Source organism: Streptomyces sp. NPDC101237 (assembly GCF_044767465.1).
Classification (GTDB): Bacteria; Actinomycetota; Actinomycetes; order Streptomycetales; family Streptomycetaceae; genus Streptomyces; species Streptomyces gramineus.
The window spans coordinates 82,331-94,992 of record NZ_JBIWNY010000028.1 but is presented as its reverse complement, the minus strand read 5'-3'; the positions used below and the strand labels follow the sequence as shown (position 1 = coordinate 94,992).

Annotated in this window: 11 protein-coding genes; 6 read left to right on the top strand and 5 right to left on the bottom strand. The window is 74.5% G+C overall.

Annotated features, from left to right (window positions below; translation table 11 throughout):
* Positions 1-14 precede the first annotated feature (14 nt).
* Positions 15-830, top strand: a complete 816-nt coding sequence (locus tag ACIRQ9_RS33105; protein WP_404181896.1) for a DUF427 domain-containing protein — start codon at positions 15-17, stop codon at positions 828-830.
* Positions 831-914: 84 nt separating this feature from the next.
* On the opposite strand, the gene ACIRQ9_RS33100 is transcribed toward ACIRQ9_RS33105, so the two are convergent.
* The gene (locus tag ACIRQ9_RS33100) at positions 915-1,511 is read right to left on the bottom strand and encodes a TetR/AcrR family transcriptional regulator (RefSeq protein WP_404181893.1); all 597 of its coding nucleotides are present in this window, start codon (positions 1,509-1,511) and stop codon (positions 915-917) included.
* 90 nt (positions 1,512-1,601) lie between these two features.
* Here ACIRQ9_RS33100 and ACIRQ9_RS33095 point away from each other — a divergent pair, with 90 nt between their 5' ends.
* Both ACIRQ9_RS33095 and ACIRQ9_RS33090 read left to right on the top strand, forming a co-directional pair.
* Positions 1,602-2,354, top strand: a complete 753-nt coding sequence (locus tag ACIRQ9_RS33095; protein WP_404181890.1) for an SDR family oxidoreductase — start codon at positions 1,602-1,604, stop codon at positions 2,352-2,354.
* Between the two features lie 174 nt (positions 2,355-2,528).
* On the top strand, positions 2,529-3,752 hold the full coding sequence (locus tag ACIRQ9_RS33090) for an MFS transporter (RefSeq protein ID WP_404181887.1): 1,224 nt from the start codon (positions 2,529-2,531) through the stop codon (positions 3,750-3,752).
* Positions 3,753-3,874: 122 nt separating this feature from the next.
* Here ACIRQ9_RS33090 and ACIRQ9_RS33085 read toward each other — a convergent pair whose 3' ends face one another.
* From ACIRQ9_RS33085 to ACIRQ9_RS33070, 4 genes are read right to left on the bottom strand one after another with little or no spacing between them, the layout of a single operon-like run.
* Positions 3,875-4,894 (bottom strand): DUF5914 domain-containing protein, encoded by a 1,020-nt coding sequence (locus ACIRQ9_RS33085; RefSeq protein ID WP_404181884.1) that lies wholly within the window; start codon positions 4,892-4,894, stop codon positions 3,875-3,877.
* Positions 4,891-5,907, bottom strand: coding sequence for a phytoene/squalene synthase family protein (locus tag ACIRQ9_RS33080; protein ID WP_404181881.1), 1,017 nt, complete (start codon positions 5,905-5,907; stop codon positions 4,891-4,893). Before ACIRQ9_RS33080 ends, ACIRQ9_RS33085 begins: the two co-directional genes overlap by 4 nt.
* Positions 5,904-7,442, bottom strand: a complete 1,539-nt coding sequence (gene crtI / locus ACIRQ9_RS33075; RefSeq protein WP_404181878.1) for a phytoene desaturase family protein — start codon at positions 7,440-7,442, stop codon at positions 5,904-5,906. Before crtI ends, ACIRQ9_RS33080 begins: the two co-directional genes overlap by 4 nt.
* The gene (locus ACIRQ9_RS33070; protein WP_404181875.1) at positions 7,439-8,728 is read right to left on the bottom strand and encodes a polyprenyl synthetase family protein; all 1,290 of its coding nucleotides are present in this window, start codon (positions 8,726-8,728) and stop codon (positions 7,439-7,441) included. Before ACIRQ9_RS33070 ends, crtI begins: the two co-directional genes overlap by 4 nt.
* 262 nt (positions 8,729-8,990) lie before the next feature.
* Here ACIRQ9_RS33070 and ACIRQ9_RS33065 point away from each other — a divergent pair, with 262 nt between their 5' ends.
* Genes ACIRQ9_RS33065 through ACIRQ9_RS33055 form a run of 3 tightly spaced genes read left to right on the top strand, consistent with a single transcriptional unit; the run spans position 8,991 to position 12,601 of the window.
* Positions 8,991-10,187 carry a lycopene cyclase family protein gene (locus ACIRQ9_RS33065; protein WP_404181872.1) on the top strand — a complete coding sequence of 399 codons (1,197 nt, stop codon included), beginning with the start codon at positions 8,991-8,993 and terminating at the stop codon, positions 10,185-10,187.
* A gap of 60 nt (positions 10,188-10,247) precedes the next feature.
* Entirely contained in the window at positions 10,248-10,982 is a 735-nt protein-coding gene (locus ACIRQ9_RS33060) for a class I SAM-dependent DNA methyltransferase (RefSeq protein WP_404181869.1), read from the top strand.
* Complete coding sequence (locus ACIRQ9_RS33055) at positions 10,979-12,601, top strand: FAD-dependent oxidoreductase (protein WP_404181866.1); 1,623 nt, start codon at positions 10,979-10,981, stop codon at positions 12,599-12,601. The genes ACIRQ9_RS33060 and ACIRQ9_RS33055 overlap by 4 nt, the downstream gene beginning before the upstream one ends.
* The last annotated feature ends 61 nt before the right edge of the window (positions 12,602-12,662 follow it).

The following is a 12,662-nucleotide window of genomic DNA, read 5'->3' as shown; positions in this document are numbered from 1 at the left end:
AAGGAGAACCGGTCATGACCACGTTCCCCACCGCCCCGGCCGTGCGCACCACCCCCGAGGGGCTCCTGTGGGAGCCCAGCGAGCGCTGGGTGCGCGGCCGCAAGGGCGAGGTGACGGTCGTCGACAGCCGTCACCCCGTCCTCGTCTGGGAGCCGGGCGTCCCCGTCCCGCTGTACGCCTTCCCGCGCGCGGAGGTGCGCGAGGACCTGCTCCGCCCGGCGAAGAACCCTCCGACGGGCACGCACACCGGGTCACAGGTCTTCTACGACCTCGAAGCCGACGGCGAACTGCTGGAGAACGCGGCCTGGACCTTCCCCGCCGAAGACCTCGCCGGTCATATCGCCTTCGAGTGGTTCCGGCGGGTCGGACGCGGTCTCGACCACTGGTACGAGGAGGAGGAAGAGATCTTCGTCCACCCCCGTGACCCGCACAAACGGGTGGACGCCCTCCCCAGCAGCCGCCACCTGGTGGTCGAGATCGACGGCACGGTCGTCGCCGACACCCACCGGCCGGTACTGCTCTTCGAGACCGGCCTGCCCACCCGCTACTACGTCCCGCGCGAGGACGTCCGCCTCGACCTGCTCGAAGCCACCGACCACCACACCGGCTGCCCCTACAAGGGCACCGCCTCGTACTGGTCGTGGCGCGGAACCGCCGACGTCCCGCCCAACCTGGTCTGGAGCTACCCGGAACCGCTGCCGGCGGTCGGCGCCGTCCGGGGACTCCTCGCCTTCTACAACGAGGCCGTCGACATCACCCTCGACGGCGAACGCATCGAACGCCCCGTCACCCACTTCACCCGCGCGCTGTCGGAGCGGCCGCCCACCTGACGGGCCCGGCCACGACGTCCGTGCCGGCGCCACCGGCCATACGCGGCGGCGCCGGCACGGTCCCGGTGGGGCCCGGTGGGGCCGTCAGTTCGCGGGGCGGGGGAGGACGGCGAGGGCGGTGCGGGCGATGTCCGTGAGGGTCTTCTCGTCGGTGCCGGCCTTGGCCAGTGCTTCGATGCCGCGCAGTACGGCGAGCACCAGTGCGGCCAGCTGCCCGGGGTCCGCGTCGGCGTCGAGGTCGCCGTTGCGCTGGCAGGCGGCGATGTCGTCCTCCAGCAGAGTGCGCAGCGTCTCGATGGCTGTGTGCGCGCGCCTGGCCACGACCTTGTCGTGTTCGGCCAGCTCGGCGGTGCCCTTGGCCAGCAGGCATCCGCGCTGGGCGGTGTCCGCGGCCGCGGCCGAGGTCACCGCGTGGATGTGGGCGGACAGCCGCGCGTACGCGTTCTCGTCATCGCCGCGCAGCTGCTGGGCCGTGGCGTCGACGACCGAGGTGCAGTAGTCGTCGAACACGCGGTGGAAGAGGTCCTGCTTGCCGCCGAACGCGCCGTACAGGCTGCCTTTGCCGAGACCCGTCGCCGCGGCGATGTCGTCGATGCGCGTGCCGGCGTACCCATGGGCCCAGAACTGTTCCCGCGCGGTCGCCAGTACCTGCTGTTCGTCGAATTTCCGAGGTCGTGCCATGTACGTCACTCTACGCTTTCTTGACCGGGTCGTCCATAACGGCTAGCGTTATGGACGAAGCAGTCAAGAACTATCGAGGAGTGGCGCGTCATGACGGAAGTACTCGCAGGCAAGGTGGCCGTGGTCACCGGGGCGAACAGCGGCATCGGACTGGCCACGGCGCAGCGCTTCGCCGCCGAAGGCGCGCACGTGGTCATCACCGGCCGGCGCCAGGACGCGCTGGACGCGGCCGCCGCCGAGATCGGCCACGACGTCACCGCCGTCCGCGGAGACATAGCCAGCCCGGCCGATCTCGACCGGCTCTTCTCGGTCATCGCCGAGCAGGGGCGCCGCATCGACGTGCTCTTCGCGAACGCGGGCGGCGGCGAATTCGCGACCCTGGAGGAGGTGACGGAGCAGCACTTCGACGACACGTTCAACATCAACGTCCGTGGGACGCTCTTCACCGTCCAGAAGGCGCTCCCGCTCCTCAACGACGGTGCCTCGGTGATCCTGACCGGTTCCACCGCCGCCACCACCGGCGCGGAGGCGTTCGGCGTCTACGCCGCCTCCAAGGCCGCGATCCGCTCCTTCTCCCGCACCTGGGCCAACGAGCTGCGCGGACGTGGCATCCGGGTCAACACCCTGGTGCCCGGACCGATCAAGACGCCCGGAATCACCGGCCTCGCGCCCAACGAGGAAGAGGCCAAGTCGCTCCGCGCCTTCTTCGCGCAGCAGGTCCCCCTCGGCCGCATGGGCGAGCCCGCCGAAGCGGCCGCCGCCGCTCTGTTCCTCGCCTCCGACCAGAGCAGCTTCGTCACCGGCGCCGAGCTGTACGTCGACGGTGGACTGAACCAGATCTGAGTGATCCGTTCCGCGGCGGGGGCCGGGAGAGCCCTCGCCGCGGGATCTCGTCCTTCATGGTCACGCCGCTGTGACCCCTGCCGCGCACGTCCGTCCACCGGCGCGGCACAGCCGCCGCGCGACGCCGTGGCCCGGGCCGCTCTCGGCCCCCGATCCTTCCAGGAGACAAGCAGCATGAGTGACCACTCCAGCACGGCATCGGTCGTCGGCCGACCGGAACCGCCACGAGCAGAAAGGCGCGCCACACCGTCGCCGCGGGGCGACTGGCCGGCCGTCGCCTCGGTCGCCCTGATGTCCTTCGTGCTGGTGCTCTCGGAGTTCCTGCCGATCGGGCTCCTGCCCGTCATCGGATCCAGCCTCCACGTCTCCGTCGGCACCGTGGGCCTGGTCGTCGTCGTACCCGGCCTGACGGCGGCCGTCACAGCGCCTCTGCTCACCATCGCCTCGGGAAGGCTCGACCGGCGCAAGGTCCTGATCGCACTCGCGGTCTCCTTCACGGCCTCCAACGTCGTGGCGGCACTGGCCCCCGACATGCCGGTGATGGCGGTGGCCAGAATCCTGCTCGGCATCGCCGTCGGCGGATTCTGGGCCATGGGTGCCGGCGTCGCCGCCCGGCTGGTGCCCGCCGAAGCGGTCCACCGCGCCAGTTCGCTGATCACCGCCGGCATCTCCGCCGGCACCGTGGTCAGCCTGCCGCTGGGCGCACTCGTCGGACACCTCGCCGGATGGCGGACCGCGTTCTTCATCGCCGCGGGCGCCGCCCTGCTCGCCCTCCTGGCTCTGGCATGGCGACTTCCCTCCCTGCCGCCCACCGGCGCGATACGCGTGGCCACGCTCACGTCGTCCCTGCGCGTTCCCGCCGCCCGCATCGCCCTGCTGGCCACCGCGCTGATGTTCCTCGGGCACTTCGCCGCCTACACCTACATCACCCCCTACCTGGAGGACCGGGCGCACTTCGGCTCCTCCGCGGTGACGCTGGTGCTCCTCGGATACGGCGTGGCAGGACTGGCCGGCAACTTCGCCGCCGGCGCGATCATCGGCCGCAGCCTGCGCGCGGTCTACGTCACCGCGGCCGTCCTGGTCGCCGCCACGGTCCTTCTGCTCAACACCGTGACGGGCGCCGCACCCGCCGTCGTCGTGCTCGTCATCCTCTGGGGTGCCGCCTTCGGCGCTGTGCCGCTGGCCCTGCAGACATGGATCCTGCACGCGACCCCCGACGCTCCCGAGAGCGGCCTGGCGCTCCTGGTCAGCGTGCTGCAGATCTCACTCGCCGCCGGTTCGCTGATCGGAGGCATGGTCGTCGACGGCTACGGCGCCTCGGCGGCCTTCGCCCTCGGTGGCACGCTCGCCCTGCTCAGCGCGGCCACCCGGATCCTCCCGCGCCCGTCCCGCCGCTGATCGCCGTCGAGGACGGCGTCAGACAGGCCGACGGCTGCCGGTGACCACCGCCGTCGTGACAGCCCGGCGTGATCGTGCGGTGGGGTCAACACGCCCCGAAGCCGTGTCCGTGGGACGTCGGCTCAGCCCGGGAAGCGACCGCTGGACCGCAGGGCCCAGCGGCGTTCGGCGTAGGCCAGGTCGTCGCGCCAGAGGCGACCTGCCGCGTGCCGGACCAGCGGAGCAAGCAGGGGACCGGCGTGGCGCGTGAGGGCGAAGCCCGGGCGTCCGGAGGTGGCCACGACGGCCTCGACCACGGCCGTGCGCGGGATGCCCGTCGCGTCGGGCCCCAGGGGCGTCGCATGCGTCTCGACGACAGAGCCCTCGCCCTCGCCGTCGGTGATCCGCATGACGACGGTCCGCGGTCCGGGTGCGGTGAACTCCGCCCGCACGGGCACCACGAGCCGTCCGGCGACCTTGAAGGACACGTCGACGACGAAGGCGTCCGGCACCGTCCGTCCGTCGGGCGGCCGGGGCGTGTCGACGACCGTGAGGTCGACGAAGGAGTACGGGTGGAACCAGGCGCCGTGCCACGGGTCGAGACGATTGGCCACCACGTCCTCCGGCTCACAGCGCCCGCTCCCCGTGTAGACGGCGACGAGCGCGTGGTCGGGGTCGGGACGGACCGGCACCGTCGGCAGGTCGGTGGGCTCCTCTCCGCCCACCTCGTCCAGGCGCACCCAGAGCAGCACGCCGTCGTCGTGCGCAGGCCAGGGCTCCCAGCCGGCGAACGAGGTGCCGTCCAGGGCCAGTCCGTGCCAGTGGCACACGAGAGTGCCGCAGCGCACCGGGCTGTCGCGCAGCGGCGCGCCCAGGTGAGGGCAGACCCCGGGGCCGGCCACCAGGGTGCCGCGCCGGTCGCGCCAGAGCACCACCTCGAGTCCCTGGACGGTACGGGCCACGGGCCGTTGGGCGCGCAGGTCGCGGGAGGCGCCGACGACGTACCAGTTGCCGCTCGGCCGGGCCTGCGCACGCTTGAGGGCGTCGGCGATCAGCGCGGGCCGTGCCTCGCGCCAGGTGGGGCGCTGACGCTCCCAGGCGACGGGGGCGCGCCGCAGGCGCAGGGGCAGACGGCCGCGCCTGGGCGGTCCGGCGGGTGTCACAGGCTCTCCTTGGCACGGGCGGGCGACGGCGCGACGGTGCCGGGGCTGACCGGCGGCCGTCGGCGGGCGGCGAGGCGGGCCGCCGTGACGCGGAGCAGGCCGCCGGCGGCGGTGAGGGCGCGTCGGCGGCGGGACACGACGGCACGGCGGTGCAGCACCGCCCAGCCGTCGGCGGCGACGGCGTCCAGGATGCCGCGGTAGAGGACGAACGCCGTACGGATACAGGGCCGGGTGACGGGGTCGAGCAGAGGAACGCCGGGGGCCGCGCGGTCGTAGGCGGCGCGGGTGACGGCCTCGAACGCGCGGAACGCGGCGACGACGCGGCTGTCGGTGCGGCCGGTGTCCCGGCAGTGGCGCAGCAGGTCGCGGTCGACGCCGTGGGCGGCCAGCAGGTCCCGCGGGACGTAGATCCGCCCCCGGTCGAGGTCCTCCCCGACGTCCCGCAGGAAGTTCGTCAGCTGGAAGGCGACGCCGAGTTCGGCCGCGTACGGCGCGGCCTCTTCCTGGGAGGCCACGGTGCCGAGCACGGGGAGCATCTGGAGGCCGATCACGGCCGCCGAACCGTGCATGTACGCGCGCAGGGCCGCGTAGTCGGCGTACTCGGTGACGGTCAGGTCGCCGCGCATGGATCCGAGGAAGTCGGTGAAGTGACGGTGGTCGATGCCGTAGCGGCGGCTGGTGTCGGCGAGGGCGAGGGTGACCGGCGCCGCGCCGGTGCCGCCCGCCAGGCCGAGGGCGAGGTCGTCGGCCAGCCGGTCCAGGGCGGCGGCCCGGCGTTCCGTCCCGGTGTCGGCGAGTCGGCGCAGGTCGCCGTCGCAGACGTCGACGATGTCGTCCGCGTGGCGCGCGAAGCCGTACAGGGCGTGCACGGCGGGGCGCCGCTCGGGCGGGAGCAGCCGGGTGGCGAGGAAGTAGGTGCGGCCATGGCGTGCGTTGAGCCGGCGGCAGTGGGTGTAGGCGTCACGCAGTCGCGGCTCCGTGATGCCGGCGGCGTCCAGTTCGCGGGCCGTCATCGTCGGGCTCCTCGCGTCGCAGGGGTGGACCGGACGGCGGTGGCGGCCCGTGCGCGCGGCCCGGTGATACGGGCGGCCGCCAGCTTTCCCGACAGCAGGACGGGGGGTACGCCGACGCCGGGGGTGGTGCCGCACCCGGCGAGGACGGCGTTGGCGGTGCCGCGTACCAGGTTGCGGGGGCGGAACGGCCCGGTCTGGCCGAAGGTGTGCGCGGCGGAGAACGGCGTCCCCGCCGCGTGTCCGAGCCCGCTCCAGTCGGCGGGGGTGACCAGGCATTCGGTGGCGATGGCCGAGGCGATGCCGGTCAGCCCTCTGCGGTCCAGTTCGCGCAGCAGGCTGTCGCGGTAGCGGGGAGCCAGGTCGGGCCAGTCGACGGCGGCGGGGCCGATGTCGGTGTTGGGGCAGGGCGCGAGGACGTAGTGCAGGTGACGGCCGGGCGGGGCGAGGCCGGGATCGGTCGCGGTGGGCCGGGTGATCAGCAGCGAGGGGTCGCTCATCAGCTCGCCGGTGCGGGTGAGCTGGCGGAAGGTGCCGCGCCAGGCGTGTCCGAAGGACAGGGTGTGGTGGGCCAGTTCGGGCCAGGTGCGGTCGCAGCCGGCGTGCAGGACGACGGCGGACGGTGCGTGCCGCAGGCGCAGGGGGCGGCGCGGGGCACGGCCCAGCAGACGGTACGTCACCGGCAGGTCGGGGGTGAGGACGACGGCGTCGCACGGGATGCGGTCGTCGGCGGTGAGGACGGCCGAGATCCGGTCGCCGGTCCGTTCCAGGCCGGTCACCCCCTGCCCGTACCGGAACTCCGCGCCCGCCTCGGCGGCGGCCTCGGCCATCGCCCGGGGCAGCGCGTACATGCCGCCGCGCGGGAAGTACACCCCCGCGATGGTGTCCATGAACGCGATCACGGCGTAGGCGGCCAGGGCTCGTTCGGGTGGGACGCCGGCGTAGAGAGCCTGGAAGGAGAAGACGCGGCGCAGTCGTTCGTCGTGCAGATGGCGTGCGATGCGTGCCTCCCAGCGGCCGAAGCCGCCGAGCGCGGCGAGCCGCAGCAGGTCGGGGGTGAGGAGCTGGAACGGGGAGTCGAAGTCGGCGTCGAGGAAGCGGCCGCGCTCGGTGCGGTACAGCTCGCCCAGCCAGTGCCGCAGCCGGTGGTAGCGGGCCGCTTCGGCGCCGCCGGCGAACCGTTCGATCTCCGCTTCCATGGCCGCCGCGTCGGTGTGCACGTCGAGGGTGCTGCCGTCGGCGAACCGGGCCCGGTAGGCGGGATGGAGGGGGATGAGGTCGACGCGGTCGCGCAGCGAGGTGCCGACGGCGGCGAACGCCTCGTCGGCGATGTCCGGCATGGTCAGCACGGTGGGGCCGGTGTCGATGAGGTAGCCGCCGAGTTCCAGGCGTCCGGCCCGGCCGCCCGGCCGCGGGTCGCGTTCGACGACGGTCACCCGGCGGCCCGCGCCGAGCAGGTGCAGGGTGGTGGAGAGGCCGGCCAGCCCGGCGCCGACGACCACGACGTGGTCGGTGGGTCCCGTCACCGTCCTGGTCACTTGGCCGCCTCCGATCCCGCCGCGGTGGCGGGGGAGGGGCCCGACAGGGGGCCGTCGGGGGGCGGGCCCGGCCGGGGGGTGCCGGTGCCGGTGATCTCTGCCAGCAGGGCGCGCAGCCGGTCCGCGGGCCGGGGTTCGAGGGTCGCCTCGGCGAGATGGCGCAGGGACTGCCGGGCCAGCCGCCCGATCTTGGACTCCACCAGGTCGCGGGCGCCGGTGGCCTCCAGCACGTTCCGCACGTCGGCCAGCTCACGTGGCGTCAGGTCCGCCCGGCCCACGGCGTGTTCGAGCACGCTGAGCGCGGCCCGGTCCTTGGCGGTGGTGGCTCGTGCCCGGGCCACCGCCAGGAGGTAGGTGGGTTTGCCCTCGCGCACGTCGCCGCCGCTCACCTTGCCGGTGGTGGCGGGGTCCGCGAAGACGTCGTCGAGATCGTCCCTGAGCTGGAAGGCCAGACCGGCCGAGCGTCCGGCGAGACACAGCGTCCCGGTGGTGGCCGGGTCGGCGCCGGCCAGCACCGCTCCGAGTTCCAGAGGACGTTCCACGGTGTAGAGGGCGCTCTTGAGGCAGGCGGCGCGCAGCGCGCGGCCGACGGTCAGGGCGGAGGTGGCCTGGCCTTGGACGTCGAGGTACTGCCCGGCGACCATCTCGGTGCGCAGCGTGCGCCAGACCTCGCCCAGACGGTGCGCGGTGCCCCGCGGGAGTCCGGGGTCCAGCACGAGCCGGCCGAGCTCGTCGTCCGCCCAGGCGAGCGCGAGGTCGCCGGCGAGCAGCGCCGCGGACACGCCGAGCCGCTGGGCGGCGGGCCCCGGCGCCGTGCCGGTGTACTGGGCGGTCACGTCGACGTGCAGCGCGGGTGCGCCACGACGGGTGGACGCCTCGTCCATCAGGTCGTCGTGGACCAAGGCACAGGTCTGGATGAGTTCGAGCGCGGCGGCCGTGCGCAGCGCCGCGCGGACCTGGACGGAGTCCTCGCCGCCGCAGGCGCGCATCGACCACCACACGAGCCGGGCGCGGAACCGGCGGCCGCCGCGCCGGGTGAAGCGGGCGACGCGCTCGGCGATGTCGTCGGCGAACACCGGGTCGAGCGCGCGGCAGTCCGCGAGGCGGCCGGTGAGCAGGTCCCGCAGCTCCCTGCCGACGGCGCCCGGCACGTCGGCGTCGACGGTGCCCGCGTCGTCCACGGTGCCCGAGTCGTCCACGGCGTCCGGATTCCTGGTCTCGACCGGGTCGGGAGGCGTGCGGGGTGCGGCTGCCGGGAGGCGGCCGAGCACCTGGGTGGAACGCATCGTGGATCCTCTCGCAGTCCGGAGAGCGGGACCGCTCGCCCCGGGCTCGCCTGTCCGTTCTCCTGTGTCGTCTTTCGTCTCTCGCTGTCACACATTCCGCTTCGTCGTGACACATTCCGCGCGGATCGCCGCGCCGGATGCGCCGTTCGGTGGACATGTCGACGCGGGGGGCGGCTGACGGCACGACACGCTCACGGCTGCATCCACGGGGGCGGTACGGCGGGAAGACTGGTCGGGTCAACGCGCCGGGGAAGGAGCCGCCGTGAGGGTCGAGTCGGACGTCGCGGTGGTCGGCGCGGGCGCCGCCGGCCTCTCGCTCGCCCTGCTGCTGGCCCGGCCCCCCGCGGGGGCGCGACCCGTGACGGCGGTGGTGCTGGCGGCACCGCCGGGACCGTTGCGCGCACCGCGCCGCACCTGGTGCTACTGGGAGGCCGGCGAAGGACCTTACGACGGGGCGCTGACGGCCTCCTGGCAGCGGCTGCGGGTGCGGCCGGGCGACGGGCGGCCGGTGACCGCCACGATCGAGCCCTGGCGGTACAAGATGCTCGGCTCGGACGCGTTCGAGGAACTGGCGGGCCGGGCACTGCGCGTGAGCCCGTGGGTGACGACGGTCGAGGCGGTCGTCGAGAGCGTCACGGCCGTACCGGACGGTGCCCTGGTGCGGGCCCGCCGGGCCGACGGCCGCGAGGTGGACGTCCTGGCCCGCTGGGTGTTCGACTCGCGTCCCCCGCCCCGGCTGCCACCGGCCCGCACGACGCTGCTCCAGCACTTCCGCGGCTGGTTCGTGCGCACCCGGCGGCCGGTGTTCGACCCCGCCACCGTCGAGTTGATGGACTTCCGCACCCCGCAGCCGGCGCACGGCCTCTCGTTCGGCTACGTCCTGCCGACCGGCCCGCACGAGGCACTCGTGGAGTACACGGAGTTCTCCCGGCACCTGCTGGACGCCGACGCGTACGACCGTGCGCTGCGCGACTACACGAGCCGGATCCTGCGGATCGGCGCGCACGAGGTCACCGCCTGCGAGCAGGGCGTGATCCCGATGACGGACGCGCGCTTCCCCCGGCGGGCCGCGGCGTCGGTGTTCCGGATCGGAGCTGCGGCCGGGGCCACCCGGCCCGCGACGGGCTACACCTTCAGCACGGTGCAGCGGCAGGCGGGCGCCGTCGCGGCCGCCCTGCACGCCGGGCGCCACCCGCTTCCGCCGCGCCCGCACTCGGGGCGCTCCCGGCTGATGGACGCCGCGCTGCTGCACGCCCTCGACCACGGCCGCGTCGACGGGCCCGCCTTCTTCACCCGCCTGTTCGGCCGAGTCTCCGCGCCCCGGCTGCTGCGGTTCCTCGACGGTCGCACCACCCTGCCGGAGGACCTGTCGATCGGCCTGCACGTGCCCGTCACCGCGATGCTCGGCTCGGTCCTCGCCCTGCCGTTCACCCCGCGCCGAAGCCTCCCACCGGCATGAAGTCCGCCCCGGACCGGTCCGACCGTACGCCCCCGCCCCGACGACCCCCACGGAGATGGCATGCCCGTGCTGCGTGACGCCGACCTGGCCAGCGCGTTCAACCACGCCGCCCGCAGTTACGACACGCTCGTGGCGGCCAACCCCGGCTACCACGCCCATCTGCGCCGCTCCGCCCGGCGGCTCGGTTTGCCCCCCGGTGGCCCGGCCTCGCGCGTCCTGGACCTGGGGTGCGGCACGGGTGCCTCCACGGCAGCGCTGGCCGCGGTGCTGCCGGGCGCGGACATCACCGCCGTCGACGCGTCCGCCGGCATGCTGCGGCGTGCGGCCGGTCGCCAGTGGCCACGGCCGGTGCGGTTCGTGCACGCGCCCGTGGAGGGGCTGGCCGAGGCGGGGGTGCACGGCCCCTTCGACGCGGTCTTCGCCGCCTACCTGCTGCGCAACACCGCCGACCCGGACGGGGTTCTGGCCGGCGCCTACCGGATGCTCGCCCCGGGCGGCCGGCTGGCGGTGCACGAGTACGCGCTGAGCGGGCGGGCGGCTCATCGCGCGGTGTGGAACGCGGTCTGCGGCGGACTGGTGCTGCCGGTCGCCACGCTGCTCGGTGACGGGCCGCTCTACCGGCATCTCTGGCGCAGCGTCGTCACCTTCGACACGGCGACCCAACTCGCGCACCGGGTACGGCGAGCCGGTTTCGAGCGGGTGCGGGTGCTGCCGCTGCCGGGCTGGCAGACCGGCATCACCCACACCGTGCTCGCCCGCCGTCCGTCGGCCGACCCGGAAGGGACGGGACGATGACCGCCCCGCGCGCTGGGGGCCGCACGCCTTTCCCCGGCCGGGACCGGCTGGCGAGACTGCTGCCCGCACCGCCCGGCGCCGCTCGCGCGGAGGGGACCGGCGCACCACGCGCGGCGGTCGTCGGCGGCGGCGTCGCCGGCCTGACGGCGGCCACCGCCCTGGCCGAACGCGGCATCCGGGTCACCCTGTACGAACGCGACCCCCAACTCGGCGGCCGGCTGGCCGGGTGGCGGACACGGCTGGCGGACGGGTCCCCGGCCACGATGAGCCGCGGCTTCCACGCCTTCTTCCGGCAGTACTACAACCTGCGGTCCCTGCTGCGACGCACCGACCCCGCCCTGTCCGGTCTGACCGCCCTGCCGGACTACCCGTTGCGGCACGGCAGCGGCCGCCGGGACAGCTTCCGCCACGTGCCGCGCACGCCCCCGTGGAGCGCGCTCGGGTTCGTGGCGCTGAGCGAGTCGTTCTCCGTGCGCGACCTGCCCCGGATCCGGCCGCGCGCCGCGCTGCCGCTGCTGGACGTGCGGGTCCCTGACGTGTACGAGCGACTGGACCACGTCAGCGCCCACGACCTGCTGGAGGCGATCCGTTTCCCCGAGGCCGCCCGGCATCTGGCGTTCGAGGTGTTCTCGCGCAGCTTCTTCGCCGATCCGCGCGGGCTGTCGGCCGCGGAGATGGCGCTGATGTTCCACGTCTACTTCCTCGGTTCGTCCGAGGGCCTGCTGTTCGACGTGCCCCGGGAGCCGTTTCCGCAGGCTCTGTGGGACCCCCTGGCCGCACGGCTCGACCGGCTCGGCGCCCAGGTGCGCACGGACACGGCGGTCGACGAGATCTCAGTGACGCCCGCGAGGGGTTTCACCGTGACCGCCGCGAGCGGCGCCGAGCCGTACGACGCCGTGGTCCTCGCCCTGGACCCGGCCGGGCTGCGTTCGCTGGTGGCCCGCTCGGCCGGGCTCGGCGACGCGCGATGGCGCGAGCGGATCGCGCGGCTGCGCAACGCGCCGCCCTTCCTGGTCTCCCGCCTCTGGCTGGACCGCCCGGTACGCGCGGACCGGCCGGGGTTCCTGGGGACCAGCGGGTACGGCGCCCTGGACAACGTGAGCGTGCTCAGCGCCTGGGAGGGCGAGGCCGCCCGCTGGGCCGCCCGCTCGGGCGGCTCGGTGCTCGAACTGCACGCGTACGCCCAGCCCGAGGACGCGGACCGGGAGACCGTCGGCAAGGAACTGCTCGGCGAACTGCACCGCCTGTATCCGGAGACCCGGCAGGCCCGGGTGGTCGACGCCCGCCACGAATGGCGGGCCGACTGCCCGCTGTTCCCGGTCGGCGGCCACGGCGACCGGCCGACGGTGAACACGTCCGTGCCCGGCCTGGTCGTCGCCGGCGACACCGTCCGCACCGGTCTGCCGGTCGCCCTGATGGAACGGGCAGCCACCAGCGGCTTCCTCGCCGCCAACACCCTGCTCGGCCGCTGGGGACTGCGCGGCCACGACCTGTGGACGGTACCCGGCCAGGGCCGCTCCGCCGGACTGCGGCTGGCGGCACGCCGGTTCGGCGCCGCGCCCGGAGCCGACGGGCAGCGGAACCCGGGCCGCGGAGGCGCGGAAGCGACACGTCGGTAGGCGGGCCCGCTGGCCGCACCTGGACCGCCTGCCCGACGGCGGGTTCGTCGTGGCCGCGTCC

Coding starts and splice junctions, on each gene's coding strand:
- ACIRQ9_RS33105 (WP_404181896.1), top strand. CDS start 15: ATGACCACGTTCCCCACCGCCCCGGCCGTGCGCACCACCCCCGAGGGG.
- ACIRQ9_RS33100 (WP_404181893.1), bottom strand. CDS start 1,511: ATGGCACGACCTCGGAAATTCGACGAACAGCAGGTACTGGCGACCGCG.
- ACIRQ9_RS33055 (WP_404181866.1), top strand. CDS start 10,979: ATGACCGCCCCGCGCGCTGGGGGCCGCACGCCTTTCCCCGGCCGGGAC.
- ACIRQ9_RS33080 (WP_404181881.1), bottom strand. CDS start 5,907: ATGACGGCCCGCGAACTGGACGCCGCCGGCATCACGGAGCCGCGACTG.
- ACIRQ9_RS33060 (WP_404181869.1), top strand. CDS start 10,248: ATGCCCGTGCTGCGTGACGCCGACCTGGCCAGCGCGTTCAACCACGCC.
- ACIRQ9_RS33090 (WP_404181887.1), top strand. CDS start 2,529: ATGAGTGACCACTCCAGCACGGCATCGGTCGTCGGCCGACCGGAACCG.
- ACIRQ9_RS33095 (WP_404181890.1), top strand. CDS start 1,602: ATGACGGAAGTACTCGCAGGCAAGGTGGCCGTGGTCACCGGGGCGAAC.
- ACIRQ9_RS33070 (WP_404181875.1), bottom strand. CDS start 8,728: ATGCGTTCCACCCAGGTGCTCGGCCGCCTCCCGGCAGCCGCACCCCGC.